General features: G+C 61.4%; 23 protein-coding genes. 14 read left to right on the top strand and 9 right to left on the bottom strand.

The features are described from left to right. The first annotated feature begins 9 nt into the window (after positions 1 to 9). The 8 genes from B3Z70_RS06375 to B3Z70_RS06340 all read left to right on the top strand — a co-directional run bounded on the left by B3Z70_RS06375 (position 10) and on the right by B3Z70_RS06340 (position 7,351). Positions 10 to 864: a tetratricopeptide repeat protein gene (locus B3Z70_RS06375; RefSeq protein WP_292045040.1), complete on the top strand. Its 855-nt coding sequence runs from the start codon at positions 10 to 12 to the stop codon at positions 862 to 864. 42 nt (positions 865 to 906) lie between these two features. After that, positions 907 to 1,572 carry an HAD-IA family hydrolase gene (locus B3Z70_RS06370; RefSeq protein ID WP_292045038.1) on the top strand — a complete coding sequence of 222 codons (666 nt, stop codon included), beginning with the start codon at positions 907 to 909 and terminating at the stop codon, positions 1,570 to 1,572. A gap of 78 nt (positions 1,573 to 1,650) precedes the next feature. Then, positions 1,651 to 2,538, top strand: coding sequence for an AraC family transcriptional regulator (locus B3Z70_RS06365; RefSeq protein ID WP_292045036.1), 888 nt, complete (start codon positions 1,651 to 1,653; stop codon positions 2,536 to 2,538). Between the two features lie 78 nt (positions 2,539 to 2,616). After that, positions 2,617 to 3,072, top strand: a complete 456-nt coding sequence (locus B3Z70_RS06360; protein ID WP_292045034.1) for an iron-sulfur cluster assembly scaffold protein — start codon at positions 2,617 to 2,619, stop codon at positions 3,070 to 3,072. 79 nt (positions 3,073 to 3,151) lie between these two features. After that, a complete protein-coding gene (gene yidD / locus B3Z70_RS06355) occupies positions 3,152 to 3,388 on the top strand; it encodes a membrane protein insertion efficiency factor YidD (protein ID WP_292045032.1) in 237 nt (78 codons plus the stop codon). Further along, positions 3,385 to 5,322, top strand: coding sequence for a threonine--tRNA ligase (gene thrS / locus B3Z70_RS06350; protein WP_292045029.1), 1,938 nt, complete (start codon positions 3,385 to 3,387; stop codon positions 5,320 to 5,322). Before yidD ends, thrS begins: the two co-directional genes overlap by 4 nt. An 87-nt stretch (positions 5,323 to 5,409) precedes the next feature. Then, on the top strand, positions 5,410 to 5,910 hold the full coding sequence (locus B3Z70_RS06345; RefSeq protein ID WP_292045027.1) for a ferritin-like domain-containing protein: 501 nt from the start codon (positions 5,410 to 5,412) through the stop codon (positions 5,908 to 5,910). A 118-nt stretch (positions 5,911 to 6,028) separates the two neighbouring features. Next, positions 6,029 to 7,351 carry an ATP-binding protein gene (locus tag B3Z70_RS06340; protein WP_292045026.1) on the top strand — a complete coding sequence of 441 codons (1,323 nt, stop codon included), beginning with the start codon at positions 6,029 to 6,031 and terminating at the stop codon, positions 7,349 to 7,351. On the opposite strand, the gene dapD is transcribed toward B3Z70_RS06340, so the two are convergent. From dapD to argB, 3 genes are read right to left on the bottom strand one after another with little or no spacing between them, the layout of a single operon-like run. Then, positions 7,352 to 8,221: a 2,3,4,5-tetrahydropyridine-2,6-dicarboxylate N-succinyltransferase gene (dapD, locus tag B3Z70_RS06335; RefSeq protein WP_292045025.1), complete on the bottom strand. Its 870-nt coding sequence runs from the start codon at positions 8,219 to 8,221 to the stop codon at positions 7,352 to 7,354. Beyond that, positions 8,218 to 8,889 carry a pyrimidine 5'-nucleotidase gene (locus tag B3Z70_RS06330; RefSeq protein WP_292045024.1) on the bottom strand — a complete coding sequence of 224 codons (672 nt, stop codon included), beginning with the start codon at positions 8,887 to 8,889 and terminating at the stop codon, positions 8,218 to 8,220. Before B3Z70_RS06330 ends, dapD begins: the two co-directional genes overlap by 4 nt. Next, on the bottom strand, positions 8,886 to 9,815 hold the full coding sequence (gene argB, locus B3Z70_RS06325; RefSeq protein ID WP_292045023.1) for an acetylglutamate kinase: 930 nt from the start codon (positions 9,813 to 9,815) through the stop codon (positions 8,886 to 8,888). The genes B3Z70_RS06330 and argB overlap by 4 nt, the downstream gene beginning before the upstream one ends. Before the next feature lie 457 nt (positions 9,816 to 10,272). Here argB and B3Z70_RS06320 point away from each other — a divergent pair, with 457 nt between their 5' ends. Genes B3Z70_RS06320 through B3Z70_RS06305 form a run of 4 tightly spaced genes read left to right on the top strand, consistent with a single transcriptional unit; the run spans position 10,273 to position 13,909 of the window. Next, on the top strand, positions 10,273 to 11,055 hold the full coding sequence (locus B3Z70_RS06320) for an ABC transporter permease (RefSeq protein ID WP_292045022.1): 783 nt from the start codon (positions 10,273 to 10,275) through the stop codon (positions 11,053 to 11,055). A 42-nt stretch (positions 11,056 to 11,097) separates the two neighbouring features. Next, positions 11,098 to 12,264, top strand: coding sequence for a Wzz/FepE/Etk N-terminal domain-containing protein (locus B3Z70_RS06315; RefSeq protein WP_292045021.1), 1,167 nt, complete (start codon positions 11,098 to 11,100; stop codon positions 12,262 to 12,264). Beyond that, a complete protein-coding gene (locus tag B3Z70_RS06310; RefSeq protein WP_292045019.1) occupies positions 12,264 to 12,944 on the top strand; it encodes an ABC transporter ATP-binding protein in 681 nt (226 codons plus the stop codon). The genes B3Z70_RS06315 and B3Z70_RS06310 overlap by 1 nt, the downstream gene beginning before the upstream one ends. After that, positions 12,926 to 13,909 (top strand): hypothetical protein, encoded by a 984-nt coding sequence (locus tag B3Z70_RS06305; protein WP_292045017.1) that lies wholly within the window; start codon positions 12,926 to 12,928, stop codon positions 13,907 to 13,909. Before B3Z70_RS06310 ends, B3Z70_RS06305 begins: the two co-directional genes overlap by 19 nt. Before the next feature lie 38 nt (positions 13,910 to 13,947). Here the strand turns inward: B3Z70_RS06305 and rfbA are convergent, their stop codons facing one another. The 6 genes from rfbA to B3Z70_RS06275 form a co-directional block, all read right to left on the bottom strand. Further along, positions 13,948 to 14,817 (bottom strand): glucose-1-phosphate thymidylyltransferase RfbA, encoded by an 870-nt coding sequence (gene rfbA / locus B3Z70_RS06300; RefSeq protein WP_292045015.1) that lies wholly within the window; start codon positions 14,815 to 14,817, stop codon positions 13,948 to 13,950. Continuing rightward, complete coding sequence (gene rfbD / locus B3Z70_RS06295; protein WP_292045013.1) at positions 14,814 to 15,716, bottom strand: dTDP-4-dehydrorhamnose reductase; 903 nt, start codon at positions 15,714 to 15,716, stop codon at positions 14,814 to 14,816. Before rfbD ends, rfbA begins: the two co-directional genes overlap by 4 nt. Next, a complete protein-coding gene (gene rfbB / locus B3Z70_RS06290; protein ID WP_292045011.1) occupies positions 15,709 to 16,764 on the bottom strand; it encodes a dTDP-glucose 4,6-dehydratase in 1,056 nt (351 codons plus the stop codon). The genes rfbD and rfbB overlap by 8 nt, the downstream gene beginning before the upstream one ends. A gap of 42 nt (positions 16,765 to 16,806) precedes the next feature. Further along, positions 16,807 to 17,469 carry a dTDP-4-dehydrorhamnose 3,5-epimerase gene (gene rfbC, locus B3Z70_RS06285; RefSeq protein WP_312124347.1) on the bottom strand — a complete coding sequence of 221 codons (663 nt, stop codon included), beginning with the start codon at positions 17,467 to 17,469 and terminating at the stop codon, positions 16,807 to 16,809. Then, complete coding sequence (locus B3Z70_RS06280) at positions 17,441 to 18,499, bottom strand: class I SAM-dependent methyltransferase (protein WP_292045009.1); 1,059 nt, start codon at positions 18,497 to 18,499, stop codon at positions 17,441 to 17,443. The genes rfbC and B3Z70_RS06280 overlap by 29 nt, the downstream gene beginning before the upstream one ends. A gap of 157 nt (positions 18,500 to 18,656) precedes the next feature. Further along, entirely contained in the window at positions 18,657 to 19,640 is a 984-nt protein-coding gene (locus B3Z70_RS06275) for an NAD-dependent epimerase/dehydratase family protein (protein WP_292045007.1), read from the bottom strand. Between B3Z70_RS06275 and B3Z70_RS06270 the strand changes: the two genes are divergently transcribed. Beyond that, positions 19,640 to 20,725 carry a glycosyltransferase family 2 protein gene (locus B3Z70_RS06270; RefSeq protein ID WP_292045005.1) on the top strand — a complete coding sequence of 362 codons (1,086 nt, stop codon included), beginning with the start codon at positions 19,640 to 19,642 and terminating at the stop codon, positions 20,723 to 20,725. The two genes, B3Z70_RS06275 and B3Z70_RS06270, sit on opposite strands and share 1 nt — an antisense overlap. Next, entirely contained in the window at positions 20,722 to 21,957 is a 1,236-nt protein-coding gene (locus B3Z70_RS06265; protein WP_292045003.1) for a glycosyltransferase family 4 protein, read from the top strand. The genes B3Z70_RS06270 and B3Z70_RS06265 overlap by 4 nt, the downstream gene beginning before the upstream one ends. The last annotated feature ends 37 nt before the right edge of the window (positions 21,958 to 21,994 follow it).

Here is a 21,994-nt window from a genome sequence, read left to right as displayed (position 1 = left end):
ACCTTTCCCATGTCGCCCATGCCCGCCCTGTTCGCAACCGTCGCCCTGACGGGTCTGACGACGACCCTCGCCGCCGCGCCTGCGGTCGCCGCCGATCCCACGCCGGTCGCGGCCCAACAGCAGCGCGGTCCGTCGTCGGCCGAGGTGCGGGCCACCTATGACCGGATGGACGCCCTGTCGCGGTCGGTCTTCTGGGCTTCGGAGCAGCAGGCCGATCCCACCGATGCCGTCGCGGGCGTCAAACTGGCCCAGGCCCTGCGCGAACTGGGCCGCTACGACCAGGCCGCCGAGGCGGCCCAGGCCACGCTGAACATGAGGCCGACCGACCTGGACGCCCTGCTGGAGCTGGGCCGCGCCCATATCGCGCGCGGCCAGGCCTTTTACGGCGTCGCCCCGCTGGAGAAGGCGCGCGATCTGGCGCCGCGCGATTGGCGGGCCTATTCGCTGCTGGGCGTGGCCTATGAGCAGGTGCGACGCTTCGACGACGCCCGCGCCGCCTGGAACCAGGCGCTGGTCCTGTCGCCAAACAATCCCGACGTCCTGACCAACGCCGCCACCGCCGCCCTGACGCAAGGCGACGCGCCGGGCGCCGAGACCCTGCTGCGCCGCGCCGCCGCCCAGCCGACCGCCTCGGCCAAGGTGCGCCAGAACCTGGCCCTGGCGCTGGGCCTGCAGGGCAAGATGGGCGAGGCGGAGCAGATCCTGCGTCGCGAACTGCCGCCGGAACAGGCCGAGCAGAACCTGCGCTGGCTGCGCGCCCGCGCCGCGCCGGGCGCGACGCCGACCACCGCGTCGGCTCAGGCCCCCGCCCCGACTGCGACGACCGACACGGCCCGGACCTGGAATTCCCTGCAAGGCGGCTGATCCGACCGTTGCGGCGGGCGCCTGCGCGTGGTGGATGAGGCCATGGCTTCCCTTCCAACGTCCCGCGCCTACCAAGCCTTCCTGTTCGACATGGACGGCACCCTTATCACCTCTACCGCCGCCGCCGAACGGGTCTGGACCCGCTGGGCCGAGCGGCATGGTCTGGATGCGGCGGCCCTGCTGTCCGTCATGCACGGCGTGCGGGCCGTCGACACCATCCGCCGCCAGAACCTGCGCGACATCGACCTGGACGCGGAGGTCGCCTGGGTCGAGCGCGGCGAGATCGAGGATGTCGAGGGCGTCGCCCCCATCGCCGGCGCCGTGGATTTCGTCACACGCCTGCCGCCCGACCGCTGGGCCGTGGTCACGTCCGCCTCGGTCCCCCTGGCCCGCGCCCGGCTGAAGGCCGCCGGCGTCACGCCGCCCGCCGTCCTGATCACCGCCGAGGACGTCGAACGCGGCAAGCCCGACCCCGCCGGCTATCTGAAGGCCGCCGCGACCCTGGGCTTCGACATCGCCCACTGTCTGGTGTTCGAGGACGCCAAGGCCGGCGTCCAGGCCGGCGAAGCGGCCGGCGCCGACGTGGTCGTCGTCACCGCCGCCTGGACCCATCCGCTGGAGACGGATCACCCGAAGCTGGCCGACTATGCGGACGTGACGCTTGATGTCGGGCCCGACGGGGCGCTGGCGTTCGCCTTGCGTCCCTGACCCCGCCTCGATCCAGCATTCTCGGTCAGGCGCGCCGAGCGACCGATCCTTATCCCTGGATGCGCCAAGGAGGTGCGGATGGGCCGGAACATCGTGGACAATTATCACGCGCGGATGCACCGGGCGCTCGTCTTTATCGACGCGCACCTGGACGAGGATCTGAGCGTGGTGGCGGTCAGCGACGTCGCGGCCTTCTCGCGGCACCATTTCCAGCGGCAGTTCTCTGCGTTGTTCGGGGTCAGCCTGGGCCGCTACGTGCAACATGCACGACTGAAGCGCGCCGCCTACAGGCTGGCGTTTCGGGACGGGCACAGCGTGCTTGAGATCGCGCTCGACAGCGGTTTTGAGGGGCCGGAGGCGTTCAGTCGCGCCTTCCGGCGTCATTTCGACCAGAGCCCGACCGACTTCAGGAGAGCGCCCCGCTGGGAGCCTTGGCGCGCGGCCCAGACGCCGCTCGTTCAAGCCAGGAGCCAGACCATGTCGCAGACCTTCACCCATACCGACGTCCGCATTCTCGACTTCCCCGAAACGCCCGTGGCCATCATGAGCCATACGGGCGATCCCGCAGCGATCGGCGACACCATCCGTCGCTTCATCGCCTGGCGCAAAGCCGCCGGCCTGTCGCCGAAGGTCAGCGCGACCTTCAATGTCTTCCATCCCGATCCCGACGAGGCGTCGCCGCAGGTTCATCGTGTCGATCTGTGCGCCGTTGTGAACCGGGCGATTTCGCCGAACGATCACGGCGTGACGGCAGGCGTGATACCGGCGGGAAGGTGCGCGGTCCTGCGTCAGGTCGGACGCAGCGACGATCTGAGCGCGGCGGCGAACTGGCTCTATGGTCGTTGGCTGCCGGACAGCGGTCGCGAACCGCGCGACTTCCCGTTGTTCGCTCAGAGGGTCAGCCTCTTCCCCGACGTGGCGGAGCATGAGGCGATCACCGATCTGTTCCTGCCGATCCGCGACTGAACCCGCCCAGCCCCTCGCCCTTCTCTCATGGGGAGGGAGAGGTTTCGCGTCGGCGTCGAACACCCTATCTTCCCGCCCATGATCGACGATCTCTACAGCGCGCGCATCTTGACGCTGGCGGCGAACCTGCCGCACGCGGGCCGTCTGCCTCAGCCAGACGGCACCGGCGAGCGGACAGCGAAACTGTGCGGGTCGCGGGCGACGGTGGATGTGACGCTGGACGATCAGGGCCGAATCGCCGGCTTCGCCCAGGACGTGAAGGCCTGCGCCCTGGGCCAGGCCGCCGCCGGGGTGCTGGGCCAGCACGTCATGGGCGCAACGGTTCAGGACATCCAGGACGCACGCGACGCCATGATCGCCATGTTGAAATCCGGCGGCGACGGCCCGGCCGGCCGGTTCGAGGATCTGCGCCTGCTGAAACAGGTCGCCGACTATCCGGCCCGCCACGCCTCGACCCTGGTCTCTCTGGAGGCGACGCTGGAGGCCATGACGAACGCTCTCGTCGCCCGAACTCGTCTCGCCGGCGCGGCCTGACGGGCGACGACCGGTTGATCCCCCAGCGATGACAGGGGATAAGCGCGGCGAACCTCTCAAGCCCCCGGCGAAGGGACATATGTCTCTCTATGAACGCGGCGTGCGCGCGGCCCATCGGGGCTACAAGCTGACGCTGTCCCCCCTGATCGGCCAGCAGTGCCGGTTCCTGCCGACCTGTTCGGATTACGGGCGCGACGCCCTGATCCAGCACGGACCGGTCAAGGGGGGATGGCTCACCGTGCGCAGGCTCTGTAAATGCCATCCCTTCGGGGGATCGGGATACGACCCGGTCCCGCCTATAAAGACTGACACATGATCGACCTGAAATTCCCCGACGGCGCGGTGCGCCAATACCCGGCCGGCTCCACGGCACGCGACGTCGCGACCTCCATCTCTCCGTCCCTCGCCAAGAAGGCCGTGCTGGCCGAATTGAACGGCGAGCAGCGGGACATGGGCCGGGTGCTGGAGACGGGCGGCGACTTCCGCCTGATCATGCGCGACGATCCCGCCGCCCTCTATACGATCCGCCACGACACGGCCCACGTCCTGGCCGAGGCGGTCCAGACCCTGTTTCCCGGCACCCAGGTCACCATCGGCCCGGCCATCGAAGACGGCTTCTATTACGATTTCTATCGCGACGAGCCCTTCTCGACCGACGACTTCGCCGCCATCGAAAAGGAGATGGGCCGGATCGTCGATCGCGACGCCAAGTTCGAACGCGAGGTCTGGGAGCGCGACGAGGCCATCAAATTCTTCGAGGCGCGCGGCGAGAAGTTCAAGGCCGAACTGATCCGCGACCTGCCGGGAACCGAGACCATCACCCTGTACAAGCAGGGCGACTGGGTCGACCTGTGCCGGGGGCCGCACTTCCCCTCGACGCGCCACGTCGGCAAGGCGTTCAAACTGACCAAGCTGGCCGGCGCCTACTGGCGGGGCGACAGCAAGCGCGAACAGCTTCAGCGCATCTACGGCACCGCCTGGGCGACCAGGGAGGATCTGGACGCCTATATGCAGCGGCTGGAAGAGGCCGAAAAGCGCGACCACCGCAAGGTCGGCAAGGCCATGGAGCTCTTCCACATGCAGGAAGAGGGCCGGGGCATGGTCTTCTGGCACCCCAAGGGCTGGGTCCTGTGGCGCGTGCTGGAGGCCTATATGCGCCGCCGTCTGGACGCCGCCGGCTATGTCGAGGTCAAGACGCCCCAGGTTCTGGACCGCAAATTCTGGGAACAGAGCGGCCACTGGGACAAATACCGCCCCAATATGTTCGTCTGCGAGACGGTCGAGGGCGAGACCCTGTCGCTGAAGCCGATGAACTGCCCCGGCCACGTCCAGATCTTCGATCAGGGCCAGCGCTCTTATCGCGAACTGCCGCTGCGCATGGCCGAGTTCGGCGCCTGCCACCGCTATGAGCCGTCCGGTTCTCTGCACGGCCTGATGCGGGTGCGCGGCTTCACCCAGGACGACGCCCACATCTTCTGCCGCGAGGACCAGATCGTCGAGGAGGCGGCCGAGTTCATCAAGCTGGCCCGCAGCGTCCACGCCGACCTCGGCATGGAGACGGCCTATATCAGCCTGGGCACCCGGCCCGAGAACCGCGCCGGCACCGACGAGTTCTGGGACAAGGCCGAGGCCCTGATGGCCGAGGCCGCACGCGCCGCCGGGACCGAGCCGGTCGTGACCGAGGGCGACGGCGCCTTCTATGCGCCCAAGCTGGACTTCATCGTCAAGGACGCCATCGGCCGCGAATGGACCTGCGGCACGATCCAGCTGGACTATGTGCTGCCGGAACGTCTGGACGCCACCTACATCGCCGAGGACGGCCAGAAGCACCGGCCGGTCATGCTGCACCGCGCGATCCTGGGCAGTTTCGAGCGGTTCATCGGCATCATGATCGAGAACTACGCCGGCGCCTTCCCCCTGTGGCTGGCCCCGACCCAGGCGGTGGTGGCCACCATCACCTCCGACGCCGACGACTACGCCCGCGACGTCATGGCCCGGTTCAAGGCCGCCGGCCTGCGCACCGAGATCGACCTGCGCAACGAGAAGGTCGGCTACAAGGTCCGCGAACATTCGGTCGGCAAGGTCCCGGTCATCGCCGTTGTCGGCAGGAAGGAAGCCGAGGACGGAATGGTCGCCATCCGCCGCCTGGGCTCCCAGGCCCAGACTTTGGTCACGGTCGAGGAGGCCATCCGCATCTTGACCGACGAGGCGACCCCGCCGGATCTGAAGCGGGACGCCGCCCAGGCCTGAGCCTGAAACCGCACACAGGAACATAAGCCCACAGGATCGCTTGTGCTGGGACGCATCCCCGCATTCCCAGCACGAGCGAGACATCCCATGGCCGAGAAAACGCTCGAGACCCTGTTCCACGACACGCTCAAGGACATCTATTACGCCGAGCGCAAAATTCTGAAGTCCTTGCCGAAAATGGCGCGGGCGGCTCAGTCGCCGGAGCTGAAGGCCGCCTTCGAAAAGCACAAGGATCAAACCGAAGGTCAGATCGAACGCCTGCAGCAGGTGTTCGAGATCATCGGCAAGGCGCCGCGCGGCAAGACCTGTGACGCCATCGAAGGCATCCTGGCCGAGGGCGAGGAGATCATGGACGAATACAAGGACAATCCCGCCCTCGACGCCGGCCTGCTGGCCGCCGCCCAAGCGGTCGAACACTATGAGATCACCCGTTACGGCACGCTGAAGCGCTGGGCCTTGGTCCTGGGCATGGACGACGCGGCCGCCCTGTTGGACGAAACCCTGCAAGAGGAATCCCAGACGGACGAAGACCTGACCGGCATCGCCGACGCCGCCGTAAACGCCGAAGCCCTTGGGACCAAAGGCTGATCGTCGCCCGGACCTTATGTCCGCCATCGTACGCTTTAACACGATAAAATCGAATGTTCACCGTATCTTAGAGGATGACATGCCAGGGTTCGGCATCGTCCCCCTCTAAGGTGCGGCAATGCCCCCTTATGATTTCGCCGCCAGACCTCTTCTGCACCGCCTGATCGCGGCGGGTCATCTGCGTTATTGGTTGATCGCCAGCTGGGCCCTGGCTCTGTGGACGACAACCGATGCGAAGACGGCCTGCAGCTGGTTCGTCGTCGCGACCGCCGCCGGCCTGGCGCGCGCCTTCGTCGACCGACGCACCATCGGCTGGCCGCGTCTGGCCATGGCGACCGTATCCTGCGCCATCTGGGCGGCGGCGCCCCTGTTGTCCTTCATCTCAGGCGGCCAGCACGGGGTGGAGCTGGGCGTGGCCCTGCTGCTGGCCGGCTATGTGTTGGTCTTCACCCAGATGCGGGCGGCTCCGCGAGAGGCCCTGATCGTCTCTTCGCCCTATTCGGCCGCGATTCTCATGCTGATGATCGACCAGTGGGGCTCGCCCGGCTTCTGGGTGGTCGTGGCCATCGTTCCCGTCATGGGCCTGGCCCTGCTCATCAAGGTCACCATCACCCAGATGAAGGACGCCGAACTGGAGGCGGTCAACGATCGCCAGGCCGCACTGATCGCCGAGCTCGAAATCGCCCGCGACCAGGCCGATGCGGCCAGCGCCGCCAAGTCCAACTTCCTGGGCGTCATCTCCCACGAACTGCGCACCCCGATGAACGGCGTGCTGGGCGCCGCCCAGCTTCTGCGGATGTCGGATCTCGATCCGCGTCAGTCCAGCTTCGTCGACATCATCACACAGTCCGGCGACGGCCTGCTGGTGCTGCTGAACGACATTCTGGATCTGACCAAGATCGAGGCGGGCAAGATGGATCTGGCCCCCGTGCTGGTGGATCCCCGCGGTCTGATGGATCGGCTGATCGGCCCCTTCGGCGCCCAGGCCGAGGCCAAGGGACTGACTTTCACGCGCGAGGTGCGCGGCGAATGGCCCGCCCTGGCGCGGCTTGACCCCCTGAGACTGGCCCAGATCAGCAACAACCTCTTGGGCAATGCGATCAAGTTCACCCCGGCCGGCGACGTCGCCTTTCTGATGGAAGGGGCGCGGGGCCACGACGGGCGCATGATCCTGCGCATTGCCATCCGCGACAGCGGCATCGGCATCGCGCCCGAGGATCAGGCGCGGCTGTTCCAGCCCTTCACCCAGGTCGACGATTCCTCCACCCGCCGGTTCGGCGGCACGGGCCTGGGCCTGAACATCTGCCAGCGGCTGGCCGCCCTGATGGACGGCCGAATCACCGTGCGCTCCACGCCCGGACAGGGTTCGACCTTCACCGTGGAGATCGTGGTCGACGCCCCGGAATGGACGACGGACGAAACCCTGCCCACCGCCGCCTGATCAGTCGCGCAGCAACTCGTTGACGCCGGTCTTGGCCCGCGTCTGGGCGTCCACCCGTTTGACGATGACGGCGCAGTACAGCGACGGTCCGCCGTTCGCATCCGGCAGCGATCCCGGCACCACGACCGAATAGGCCGGCACCTCGCCCCGGAAGACTTCGCCCGTCGCCCGGTCCACGATCTTGGTCGAAGCCGACAGATAGACGCCCATGGCCAGGACCGCGCCCTCACGCACGATCACGCCCTCGGCCACCTCGGCGCGGGCGCCGATGAAGCAGCCGTCCTCGATGATGGTCGGATTGGCCTGCAGCGGCTCCAGCACGCCGCCGATGCCGGCGCCGCCCGACAGGTGGACGTTCTTGCCGATCTGGGCGCAGGAGCCGACCGTGGCCCAAGCGTCCACCATCGAACCCTCGTCGACATAGGCGCCGATGTTCACGAACGACGGCATCAGCACCACGTTCCTGGCCACATGGGCGCCCTGGCGGACGATGGCCCCCGGCACGGCGCGGAAGCCCGCCGCCTGATAGTCGCCCGCCGCCCAGTCGCCGAACTTGTTGGGCACCTTGTCCCAGAAGGGGCCTAAAGCCGCCGGATGATCGACCGACAGCGGCATGGTCGCCGCCGGCCCCGCGCGCATGATCTGGTTGTCGTTCAGACGGAAGGACAGCAGCACCGCCTTCTTCAACCACTGATGGGTCGTCCAGACGCCGTCCGCCCCGCGCGAGGCGACACGCGCCTGGCCGGAATCCAGCAGGGCCAGAGCGCTCTGTACGGCGTCGCGGACCTCGCCCTTTGTGGCGGCCGAGACCTCGGCGCGGTCTTCCCAGGCGGCCTCGATGACGGATTCGAGATGCGACAGGTCGGTCATGCGGCGTCCTTGAGATTCAGGTCGGAGAGGAAGTCGAAAAGATCGGGGGCGACGATGTCGATATGGTCGCGCCACCCCGGAACTTGGGGTTTGCCGTGCCCGTCGCCGATCAGGATGGTGGCCATGCCCAGCGCCTTGGCCGGCTCCAGATTCTTGGGCGTATCCTCGAAGAAGGCGGCGCGGTGGGACTGGATATCGAACCGCTCCAGCATCCGTCGGAAGGTCGCTGGGTTGGGTTTCGGCGTCAGATCGCCGTCCTCGATGGCGAAGACGCCGGCGAAACACTCCGAAATACCGATCCGGTCCAGCACCCGATACGCATAGTCACGCGCGCCGTTGGTGAAGACGAAACACCGACCCGGCAGGGCCTTCAGCCGCTCGGCCAGACGCGGGTTCGGCTCCACCGAATCCAGCGGCACATCGTGCACCTCGCGCAGGAACCGTTCGGCATCCACCGCATAGTTGGCCATCAGGCCCGCCAGCGTCGTGCCATGTTCATCCAGAAACTGGCGCTGCATCACCGCCGCCTCGTCCGGCGCCAGGCCCACGGCCTCGACCACGAAGGCGTTGATCCGCGCCTGAACCAACCGCATCAGCCCCTGCTCTCGCGGATACAGGGTGTCGTCCATGTCGAACACCCAGGCGTTTACATGGCGCAGGTCCGTCAAGACGCCTTCACCAGGGTGCCGGCGCCGAACTCGGTGAACAACTCGACCAGCATGGCGTGCGGCCGCCGACCGTCCAGAATGACCACCGCCTCTACGCCTGCGCGAACGGCTGCCATCGCGGTTTCCAGCTTGGGGATCATGCCGCCGGTGGCGACGCCGGTGTCGATCAGACCCTGCGCCTCGTCCAACGTCATCTGGCGGATGATCTCGCCGTCCGCGCCCTTGACCCCCGGGACGTCAGTCAGCAGCAGCATCCGCTTGGCGTCTAGCGACCCGGCGATGGCGCCCGCCACCGTGTCGGCATTGACGTTGAAGGTCTGGCCATCCTCAGCCACGCCGATCGGGGCGATGACGGGCACCCAGTCCTCGGTCTCCGAGGCGATCAGGCCGGCGATCAGCTTGGGATCCACCTTGGTCGGCTCGCCGACATAGCCCAGATCGACCTCATGCTCGATCATGCTGTCCGGGTCGCGCTTGGTCCGGCGCGTTTTCTCGACGGTTAGCAAACCGGCGTCCTTGCCCGACAGGCCGACGCCGCGCACGTCCGCCTCCTTGCCGGCCATGGTGATCCAATGAGCGATCTCCTTGTTCACCGCGCCCGAAAGCACCATCTCGGCGACTTCCATCGTCGCCGGATCGGTAACCCGCAGCCCGTCGACGAAGCTGGACTTCACCCCCGCCTTGTCCAACATGGCGCTGATCTGCGGCCCGCCGCCGTGCACCACCACCGGGTTCACCCCCATCAGCTTCAGCAGCACCACATCTGCCGCAAACTGACGCGCCACAGCGCTCTCGCCCATGGCGTGACCGCCGTATTTGATGACCACGGTCTCGCGGTCATAGACCTGAATATACGGCAAGGCCTCGGCGAGCGTCTTCGCCGTCTCCCAGCTGCGTTCTTCCGACTGGCGTTCTGTTTCGTTCATCACGCGCGCGAAATAGCGGGGGATGGGGGCGGTGTCACGCGGGAAGGGTCTGCTAGAGCTGCGGAATAACCTAACATGAGCCGCTGGCTACGCGATCGCAGCCAATGTTAGGCCGGTCAGACACAACAAGCCTCCGCTTCGCGAGATGAGTCTGAATGTCCACAACGCCGCGCGAGAAATCGGATCGGCCTCCGATCTGCATCGACGGTTTCAATCTTGCCGCGTCTCAGGGCACTGGGATTGAGACCTACAGCCGAAACCTGCTTGAAGCCGCGAGCCGCCTTGGCTTTAGAACAGAAGCTCCTTGGGCCGGAGCAAAAGCCAATCCTTCCAGGTGACCTTCCTGAACAATTGGTGCTTGCACCGCCTTCGAGGCTCCCTATGGTGCAGCGAAATCATGTGGGCTCCAGGCGGCAGCGGGACGGAATGTCTGTCGGAACCGAGGCATTTCTATATAATGTTGATATCGATCAGCCCTCTTCGCCGTCACCTTAAAATTATCGGCGCGCTGATGATGCGCGAGACCACGACCCGTTTCGGGCGTGAAGGTTTGGGCTTTCTCTGGGTCGTTGGCGAACCTTTGGTGTTCTGCCTATTCGTTCTGGTCATGTGGTCGTTGATCAAGCCGGCCTATGAGCACGGCATCCGCCTGGGCCCGTTCGTGATGACGGGTTACATGAGCCTGTTGTTGCTGAGGCACCAGATAGGGTTCAGCATGTATGCACTTCAGAGCAATATCGGCCTTATGCATCACCGGCAGATTTCGGTCCTGCACCTGTTCCTCGCACGCAACCTTCTTGAGTTCGCGGGGGGGACTGCGGCGTTTTTGGTCGTTTACGTCCTCCTCGTAGCATTGGGACAGGTTAGTTTGCCCGCCAGCTGGCTGCTGCTTTATTCAGGATGGATACTGCTGGCCCTGATGGGCAACGGAACTGCCATCATCATGGCGGCGACCTCGATGAGATCGGATCTCATGGAGCGACTTGTGCCGGTCCTGACATACGCGCTCATACCAGTTTCAGGGGCATTCTTCATGGTTGGCTGGATACCTGATCGTTTTCGTGAACCGTTTTTGCTTGTTCCCTACCCTAACGCCATCGAGATGATCCGGGACGGCGTGTTTGGCGAGTTCGTACCGACCTATTATCATCCAGTTTATGCAGTTGTGTGCGCAGGGCTGCTCAATCTGATCGGCTTACTCTTGCTCGCCTCGTCGAAGGACCATGTTGATGTGGAATGACGGCGGCCTTGAACCCGTGGCCCCTGCCTCGATGGATACTCTATGACCGACAATCCTCTCAAATACCTCGGCCCGCTGTCGGCGTCAGGGGCAACGATGCGAATGAAGGCACCGCTGCTAAGGCGGGCCCCTTGGCCATTCATCGTAGTTGTGCTCATTCCGACGCTGCTGGCGGCGATCTACTATCTGTTTATCGCCGCGCCCCGCTACGTCTCTGAGGCTCAGTTCATCGTGCGTGCGCCAAGCGGCGGCTCTCAGCCGTCGTCTTTGGGCGTGGCTCTCCAAGGCGTTGGTCTAGCAAGCACCCAAACCGACGCCTTCGCAGTTCATGAATACATCCGGTCGCGTGACAGCCTGACAGAACTGAGCAAGCGCAACGACATTGAGAAAATGCTGGGTCAGCGGGGCTCCGATATATTGACGTCCTATCCGCGACCTTGGGAACGCCGCAGTTCCGAGGCGCTCTTCAGTGCATTCAAGCGCTTCGTCGTGGTAGGCTACGACTCCACCACGGGCATCAGCAAACTCCGCGTCGAGGCCTTTTCGGCTCGCGACGCCAATCGATTGGCCGAGGGCCTGCTGAGCGGCGGTGAGCAACTGGTAAACCGTCTGAACGAACGGGCTTCCCGTGACGCCGTAGCGAATGCGCTCCGGGCAAGAGAGAGCGCGTCAGCGGCGGCGAACGAAAGCCGGCGCAAGCTTTTAGCCTTCCAGACCCAAGAGCAGTTTCTCGATCCCCAGATCAACGCGCGAGAGAGTTCGGAACTGATAGGCGGTCTCCGAGCCAGCGTTGCACAACTGCGCGCGGAAAGAGCGCAGTTGGCTCAAGATGCCCCGACCAGTCCACAATTGCCGATGCTGGATGGCCGCATAGCCGCCTATGAGCGTCAGATCGAGGCCGAGCGTGGCAGCCTCGCGGGCGGCTCCGAGTCCCTAGCCTCTAAGGCGAGCACCTATGAAGCCTTGGTTCTAGAGCGAGAATTGGCGGATAAGGAGTTTGCCATGGCATCCGCCGTGGTGATTTCGGCTGAACAGGATGCGCAGAAACAGAAGCTTTATTTGGATCGTGTCGTCAGCCCCAGCCTGCCTGATGAACCCGAGGAGCCTAAACGCTGGCTAGCGATTCTGACTGTCTTTGCAACACTTTTCGGCCTTTACGGCATCGGATGGCTCGTATGGGCAGGAGTCCGTGAACACAGGCACGGCTGATGCTGGCTGATCCGAGTGCAGACCCAATAGGCCTTCGTGTCCGGGGTCTGGCAAAGACCTACCGCGGCACTTCGAAAGTCATTTTCGACAGTCTTGATCTGGACTTGGGCCGGTCGGACCGGCTCGCGCTTCTAGGCCGGAACGGACAAGGGAAGTCCACCCTGATCAAGATGCTCGGCGGGATATTGCCGGCTTCGGCTGGCCAGATTGGGTGGAACATGAGTTCGTCTTGGCCGATCGGTTTCGGCGGCGGTTTTCAAGGCAGCCTTTCAGGACTGGACAACATACGTTTTCTCTCACGCATCTATGATCGGGATTTTCAGGACACGCTCACACGCGTCGATGATTTTGCCGAGCTGGGTTCGGCCCTTAAACAACAGGTCAAGCACTATTCTTCTGGGATGCGGGCCCGCTTGGCCTTTGGCCTTTCGCTGGCGATCGATTTCGATTGTTACCTGATCGACGAGCTGGTGGCTGTAGGAGACGCCCGATTCCAGCGAAAATGTCAGGAAGAGTTGTTTGAGCACCGGGCTGATCGGGCTTTCGTCATGGCTTCGCATGAAGTCGCCCTCATAGCCGCACATTGCGATCGCGCACTCGTCATCGAAAGCGGAAAAGCCAAGATTTTTGATGACGTCAACGAAGCGGTGGAAATTTACTCGTGGCTGAAAGCGGTTTGACTTCGATGGCGACAGCAGAGCCCACCGCCACGCCCGCCACAATGGTCGATGCGGCAGGCCAGGTTCGCGCGTGCGTCCCACGTTGCGTCCTAATCGCTCCCTCGCTGCACACGCCAGCCTGGCTCGGGGCGCTAGAGGCGGCAGCAGGGACGCTCGGTTGGGATGTGGTGATCATCAATCTCAACGATGAAATTATGATATCCCGACCAACAGAGACCCTGGCGGTGGTGTTCGAGGCAGAAAGCACCTACAGGCTCGCGATCGACCAGTTCGCGATTATCTCGACGGGGTTGGCGTCTTCACCTGAGGCCGCCGTTAACCTGTTCGGCGCGCCCCATGCCCGCAGCTTCGTAAACGCATCCAGTATTCTGGCCCTCGGGCACGCGCTTCCCGAGAGCTTCACTCGGCGCTTCAGCGATAGCGATCTGCTGGCGGGGACACGCATATTCGAAGCTTTTGACGGTGTCATGATCACTGTACCAGAACTGGAGCCTGTGAAGCTGGACAGCGCTCGCAGACGCCTTGCGCAGGATGTTCTAGGCTTATTGGAACAGAGGCCTTTTACCGCCGGCGCTGCAATGGAATGGCCGCGCGAGCTATTCACCTACGATTCGGGTTCCGACGGCGACGAAGCTGTCGGACGCATCGACGTAACAGGGCGCCCTCGGAGGCTGGTCCTCGGACCATATGTCTGGTTGCCCCCAGGCCGGTGGGAGGCTGAAGTCCGATTCGCCGTCGATAAGGATACTGCACGGCATCACTTCCGTGTCGAATGGGGAGACATGACGTCCTACACTGTGACCCCCTTTGAGCCGCAACAACCGGGTCGGTACAGTTTGTCATCGACCCATCAATGGAAATATCCGAACTTCTCGGAACTTCAGGTGGCGATTTCCGAGAGTTCGTTGGGCGGCGATTTTTTCTTCGAGGGCGTGCGGGTGGAGTTGACGGAGCCGGTTCTCTAGCCTGAGCGCCGGAGACCCACCCGCCCCAAAAGGAGCAACTATTTTCGCGTCATAGTCGCCGCGAGATAGCGCCCATAGTCGCTCTTGCCGAGAGCGGAAATGAGCACCTCCATCTCGGCGGCACCGATGAATCCTTGCTCAAATGCGATCTCCTCAGGACAGGCGACTTTGAACCCCTGGCGTTTTTCAAGGGTGCGGACGAATTCTCCCGCCTCCAGGAGGCTGTCGGGTGTACCAGTGTCAAGCCATGCGAAGCCCCGTCCCATTATCTCGACCGAAAGCCTTCCACGAGACAGATACTCGCGATTGACGTCCGTGATTTCGAGCTCACCCCTTGCGGACGGCTTAAGGTTCGCAGCAATTTCGATGACGTCGCTGTCATAAAAATAGAGACCGGTCACAGCCCAAGGCGATTTCGGCTCAGCAGGCTTCTCCTCAATGCTTAAGGCCTTCATCCGATCGTCGAACTCGACAACGCCGTACCGCTCCGGGTCGTTGACGTGGTAAGCGAACACTGTCGCTCCGGTCGGGCGCGAGATGGCACTGCCAAACAGATCAGTGATGCCATGGCCATAGAAAATGTTGTCGCCGAGGATCAGAACGGACGGTGACGAACCGACAAAATCCGCCCCGATGATATAGGCTTGGGCCAAACCGTCCGGGCTGGGTTGCACTGCGTACTCGATCGACATTCCCCAGCGCGACCCATCGCCGAGAAGAGCCTGAAACGAGGGAATATCGCGGGGAGTTGAAATAATAAGGACTTCCCGGATACCGGCCAGCATGAGAGTCGACAGCGGATAGTAGATCATCGGCTTGTCGTAGACCGGCATAAGTTGTTTGGACGTTACGAGGGTCATGGGGTGCAGGCGCGTGCCTGACCCGCCAGCTAGAATGATGCCTTTCATTGTGTCGCTTCCTTGCTGAGGACGAGCGGGATGATATCCGCCACTGCCATTTTCCATTCCCGCGGCGTAATACCGAAATCTGCCATCAACTTTGCAGTTGAAAGGCTAGATCGGCCCGGCCGTCGGGCCGGCGTGGGATAGGCGCTAGTCGAAATTCCTTCGACTACCGAGGTCGGACCGCCGAGCATCCCGCTCACGCGAAAGATTTCCTGCGCCAGGCCGCACCAACTGGTCTCGCCTTTGTTGACGAAATGATAGACACCGGTCGGCGCCTGCGCATCGTCGATCATCCGCAGCGTCACTGTTGAGAGCGCTGTGGCAATGTCTCGCGCTGATGTCGGGCAGCCGAACTGATCATCCACCACGCGCACCATTGGCCGGGTAGCGCCGATTCGCAGCATGGTCTTCAGAAAGTTGCTTCTGTGCCGGCTGAGCACCCATGCGGTTCTTAGGACGACGCTGCGTGGGTTTCCTCTTCGGACCGCCAACTCTCCGGCCAGTTTGCTGGCGCCGTATACACCTAAGGGATCGACCGGATCGCTCTCCTCATAGGGGCGGTCCGACCGACCATCGAACACATAGTCGGTCGAGATCTGGATCAGGGGAATGCCGGCCTGGCGCGTGTGATCTGCCAGCAAGGCGGGGCCTAGGGCATTGGCTGCGAAAGCGGCAGCCACCTCCTGTTCGGCGCGATCGACGGCGGTGTATGCCGCACTATTGATCACAGCATCGAACCGCTGCTTCTCGAACAGGGCCGCGACACTGTGGGGATCGGCAAAATCGAGCTGGTCGCGGCCGGGTGTGTGCAGCTGCACCTCTGCAGGCCATACGATCTCCGCGAGTTCAAGCCCGACTTGACCTGCGCCGCCCGTGATTAGGATATCGATCGGCTTAGCCATCCTGCCCCAACCGCTGGGTAGCATAGCGTCGGGCGATAATGTCCTCCCACCATGGCCGGTTGGACAGGAACCACCGTACTGTCCGTTCTACGCCTTCTTCGAACGTCACGACCGGTGTCCAGCCCAATTCCCGGCGAATCTTGGACGCGTCAATCGCATAGCGCTGGTCGTGACCAGGCCGGTCGGAAACGAACGTGATCTGGTCGCTGTAGGGCAGGCCATCTTCACGCGGCTGGATCCGGTCCAGGACTGTGCAGATCGACTTCACGACGTCGATGTTCCGACGTTCGGCATTGCCGCCGACGTTGTAAGTCTCGCCGGGCGCCCCGCGTTCGAAAACCGACCTCAAGGCACGGGCATGGTCCTCCACAAACAGCCAGTCCCGCACGTTAGAACCGTCGCCGTAGACTGGAAGCTGCTCGCCCGCTAGCGCTTTGAGAATGATCAGAGGGATCAGCTTTTCCGGGAAGTGATAGGGTCCGTAGTTGTTTGAGCAGTTGGTCACCAGGACGGGGAGTCCGTAGGTGTGCCACCAGGCTCGAGCAAGGTGATCCGATGCCGCCTTGGACGCGGAGTAGGGCGATCGCGGATCATAAGCCGTCGTCTCTTCGAATAAGCCCGAGGCGCCCAGTGAGCCGAAAACCTCATCTGTGGAGATGTGGTGGAAGCGGAAACGTTTTTGGCGGTCGGCGTCGAGGCCGCGAAAATGCTGCAGCGCCTGCTGAAGCATAACGAAGGTTCCGACCACATTGGTCTGCACGAACTCGCCCGGGCCGTCGATTGACCGATCGACGTGACTTTCGGCCGCCAAGTGAGCGATAACGTCGGGTTGAAAGTCAGCCAAGGCCGCGGAAACGGCGGTGGCGTCGCAGATGTCGCCCTGAACGAACCGGTAGCGCGGGCTGTCGGAAATCTCTGCCAAAGAACTCAGCAATCCGGCGTATGTGAGTTTGTCATACACCATAATCTCATGATCGCTGTCGGCGATCAGGTGGCGAGCCAACGCCGACCCGATGAAACCGGCCGCACCGGTAATAAAAATCCGCATATCTTACTCCAATAGTCCGTACATCGAGACCTGCACCAAGTCTCAGAGAGACGTCAGGGGTTGGCCATCATAGGCAAACGGACTGTCGAACTCAGCCAGCCCTGGAAGGGCCCGATCCTTGTCCGATAGAACCGCGCCGGTCACAGGCAGCGGCCAGTCGATGCCGATTTCCGGATCATTCCATATGATGCCGCCTTCGCACTCCGGCGCATAAACGTCCGAAACCTTGTAGGCGACCTCGCTGTCCGGTTCGAGCGTTACGAATGCGTGACCAAACCCTACAGGAACCAGCAACTGATTGCCGTTTTCACGCGACAACAGGGCCTCAACGTATCGGCCGAATGTCGGAGATCCTTTGCGAAGGTCGATCGCGAAATCCATAACGCTGCCCGCCACACAGCGTACGAGCTTGGCTTGTGGGTGCGGAGGCGCCTGAAAGTGGATTCCCCGCACGGTTCCGGCTGCTGCAGACCAAGACTGGTTATCTTGCACAAAGGTCAAATCCACGCCCAACCCCTGCAACGTGCCTACGGAATAGGTCTCGGAAAACCAGCCCCGTGCGTCGCCGAACCTTCGCGTTTTGATATGTTTGACTGGGCTTGCCATCGAAGGGTTCCACTTTTCCGCTGCGGCCTGCCAGCGTTTCAAAGGACAAAAGATCGCCGGCTCAACAACCTTATAGGCGTTGGAGCCAGAGCGCGGCACCCGCGGCCTTCAGGAATGTTGGATAAGTCTTCTTCACCAAATCGGACTCGAACCGTTCCATGTAGTCGTTAAACATAATGATCTTCCAGTTCGGATTATCGGTTAGAAGCGCGCGAATGGCGTAGATCTCATTCCACGAACGGTTCTCGTCGACTACCCAATGGCGCGGGTATTCGAACGGCCAGAACATGTCGTGGATGTGAACGATCACGCCCGGCTTCAGGCGGGGTAGGATATTAAACATCTCAAAGCAACAATCGCTGCCGGTCTTGACGATATGGGTCGAGTCAATCAGAAGAATGTCATTTGGCTCAAGAGCGTCGTAAATATCGACCGGCACGCTCTGAACGAAATTCTCGTATATCCTTACGTTGCTCTGGGTTGGGCCGACAATTGTTCTCAAAAGCTGAGGATAGGGCTCGATGAACTGAATTTCGCAGTTTCCATCGAGATACTTGTCGACGGTGTCTAGCATGCAGGCGGAGGACCAGCCGCTGCCGATCTCGATAACCCGTTTAGGGCTGAAGTAGCGAAGCATGCCGTGCAGGACACTGCCGTCGCCCCATGCATAGGCGCTGTTGTCAAAGGCATAGCGATTTTCACCCGCCAGCTCATCCTTGAAAGGTGAGGACAGCATGAACGGAAGGAGGTCATTCCACAGATCCACCATCGCGGCGCGATCAATGGCGATACCCTCGATATGATCCGCTTCGGCGGCGGGCACCAGCTTAGAGAGGTGGGCGTCAGCTTCGCGAGGCTCCACAATCGGAGAATAGAAGTGGCCTGGAGGCACGAATAAGGACACCGATGAGTTCTTGGCCTTAAACTCGTCCGAGTCCAGGAAGTCCTGCATTACAGACGCAATGCTACGACCCCGCTCGAACTCTTGGACATAATAGCCCATTCCGACCTCATCCGGGGGACGACGAAGAACACCCTCGTAGATCATTCTGACAATGTCCTGGGCCTCGGCGCCCGTGATGGACTTTGCTTGCTTGTTCCGGCTACCGGATCGCTTCCAAATGTTCAACTTCAGATCAAAGCTCACACCACATCGGGCTGTCCGATTCTAACAAATTCGGCTTCTCTAGTGGTCCCGACTATACTCGTATTTCGTTGTTACGACAGTCCTAAGGCCCACGTTCAATGCTATCTGCGGAGGTTTTCCGCCATCTACAATGCAAGGCTCACATGGCGTTACGACTATGGATACGCTGTATCCACTCGGCAGTCCCGCCCAATCCCGCCAGCCAAGGCGTTGTCGGAGCCCAGCCCGTTTCTGAACCTATGCGCGTGATGTCCAGATAATTTTCTGGTACATCGAAACCGCGGGACTCGTGGTGGATCCGCGGCTGGTTGCGCAGTCCGAGCACACGTTCGATGTCCACAGCGATCGTAGCGATCTGACGAGCTTGGCCACTGCCGACATTGAAGACCCGCTGGTTTCCCATGTAGTCGGAAGCCAAAACTAGAGCGTGAGCAACGTCGTCGACGTGGACAAAGTCTCTAGCGACACTGCCGTCGCCCCAAATGTGAAATGGCTCACCCTTCAGGGCCTGGCCCAAGAGATTGGCGACGACGCCCTGACTTCCGCCTGGTTTCTGCCCCGGACCATAGGGATTCGCCACGCGGAGAATCTGGCAGTCAAGGCCATGGTGCCTATTGAAAAGCAGCAGGTATTTCTCCTGCGCAAGCTTGCCAATTCCATAGGCTGATATCGGATTTGTCGGCGCGTCCTCCGGGATGGGGAGCACTTCGGGGATACCATAGACGGTGCCGCCCGAAGACACGTAGATTAGTTTGCGAACACCAACGCGAACGGCCGCCTTAATAAGGCGTAGCGTGGGAACCACAGTATTGGCGATATCGATCTCAACATCCCAATTACCGATTCCCGGCGATGAGTTACTGACGAGATGATAGACATCGTGGCTCGGACTCATCAGTTCGGCAACTAGATCAGTCTCCCCAAAGTCGCCTTGGATCCAAGTTTCCCCTGCAAAGGTCCTATCGGCAGGGGCCGAGCGGGTAAGAACGGTCGTCGGACGGCCTTCCATCGCCAACCGGCGCCGAAGCGCGGATCCGATGAAGCCCGCTCCTCCAAGCACCAATGCCGGCCGCGCCGCAGCCGGGGCGAGCCGGCATTCTGGATCGTTGAACGACGCGCTCAATGCTGTTCTCTTGCAAGCCCGACAAACCCGTCGGCAAACCATCGATGAACGCCTTGAGCTTGTTGGATCAACGAATCTGGCAATCCCAACGCTCACATTATATCTCTTTGGCGAATCCGCTTTTATCGCTAAAGACCGACACACCGCAAGCGCGAGCTGCGCATACCGTCGTCGTGGAGCCCATGCAGCCATCTATTTCGGTCGTAATACCGCTATACAATCACGAAAGATACATCAGCTCGACACTTTACAGTGTTCTTTCGCAGCACTATCCCGCACGGGAAATTATTGTGGTCGATGACGGATCTTCCGACGACGGTATGCACGTCGTCCAGACCTTGGCGCAGAATCGTCCCGAGATAATTTATTGGAAACATTCAAACCGTGGCGCACACAATACGATAAATGCTGCAATACATCGCTCATCTTCGGATTTGGTTTCTATACTGAACTCGGATGATATTTATCATCCCGAAAGATTAAAAGATGTTGCAGCTTCTTTTGCACAGGATCCAGACCTGGACGCCGTGGCAACCGGCATGGATTTCATTAATGGCGAAGGCGCGCCCGTTCCCTTCGAGTGGTATGATCAAGCGATAGATTATCATCGAAACAGCGACGATCTCGGAAAGACCTTGGTGAATGGGAATATATTCGTCACGACTTCCAATCTTGTGGTGAAGAGATCTGTGTTTGAAAAAATTGGCCATTTTTCTGATCTCAGGTACGCGCACGATCTCGATTTCTTCCTTCGTTTAGTGTCGGAGGGACGAAAAATCCAGATTCTTCCTCGTGAGCTGATGAGCTACAGGATACATGCAACAAATACGATTTCTGAGGGTCACCTTAAGGTAAAACTAGAATGGGCGACTGTAACCGCCTTCTATCTGGCACGCCTAGCGTGCAAGGAGGACGGCTGGAGGCGAGTCTCCAACCACATTGATGTTCTCAAAACCCATAATCTGATGGACCCCGTAATGCTTTTGTTTGGATACTTCCAAAAATATCCAGCAGCCTCACTAGATAGACATCCCTACCATGATGATGAGGATTTCAAGACTCTAGTAAGGAGCAACATCTCTTGAAAATACTCATTATCAGCAACCTTTATCCGCCAAATGTCGTCGGAGGCTACGAGCGGCTTGCCTTCTCGGTGGCAGAAGCCCTAGCGGCTCGTGGGCATGACATCCACGTCCTGACCAGCTCCTATGGCGGTCAAGTCGCGGACTATCCAGGGCAATCCATTCAGCGCAGTCTTCGGATTCTGGCGGACGATCATAACATTTATCATACGCCAGAGCTTTCTGCCGACGAGCGCCGTCGCAGCAACGAACATAATGTGGAAAGATTTCTCTCAGAGATCAGCCGCATCAAGCCGGATGTTCTGTTTGTTTGGAACTTATACTTCTTCGATGGGTCGCTGATCGAGGCGATCGAGAAATGCGGAGTGCCTGCCAGCCTGTTTTTGACCGACAATTGGCTAGCAGTGGCTCAAACGCCAGACAGGGTTGGGAACTACTTCGAAAACTATGTTCACGGTCAGAAGAGCTTCGACACGAGCGTCGATCTAAGCGGCGGCGACCTCAGGACCATCGGCGCTTCGGCGATCATGGGTTCCGACTTTATTCGAACCTTCTACGCCGCGTGTGGCTACCGCTTCCAGAGCGAGGCCACCGTGCATAACGGCGTCGCTATGGGCCCGGAGACGATCACGCCACTGAGGGATCGCTCGGCCCTCTACTCGCCAGGGACACTAAGAATCCTATTTGCCGGCCGCATTGTCGATATCAAGGGACCAGAGTATTGCGTCAGAGCGCTGAAACAGGTCCGGACCGCGCTCGGCGACGAAATGCAAGTTGAGCTTCTGATCGTCGGGGACGTTCAGGACGCACCCTTTTTCAGTCGGTTTGAACAGCTCATCGCGTCCGACACCTCGGGCGCGAGAATACGGATTGTGCCCCCGGTATCGGAACAGGATTTACCGGAACTTTGGAACACGCACGACATCTATATCTTCCCGTCGCTTTACGAGCCATTTTCTCTCACGCTGATACTGGCCTTAGCCGCCGGAATCCCGACCGTCGCGTCCGACGTCTGCGGAAATGTCGAGATCGTCTATCATGATCGCACAGGGTTGACGTTCCGAAGCCGGGACGAAGATGATCTGGCGGGTAAGATTGTTCGTCTGGCTCGCGATGGCAAATTGCGGAACCGACTATCCCGACGTGCCCGGACACTCGCTAGGAAGTTCACCTTCAAACGAATGATCGACCAGATCGAGATCGCTCTCAAACGCTCCGACGACCCACAAAGCTGACCCGACCCCAAAGGTAATGTTGTCACGGATCCGGTCA

Origin of the sequence: Brevundimonas sp. UBA6550, assembly GCF_002434505.1 — a bacterium.
In the GTDB taxonomy this organism is placed as follows: Bacteria; Pseudomonadota; Alphaproteobacteria; order Caulobacterales; family Caulobacteraceae; genus Brevundimonas.
This window is presented reverse-complemented; position numbering and strand designations above follow the sequence as displayed.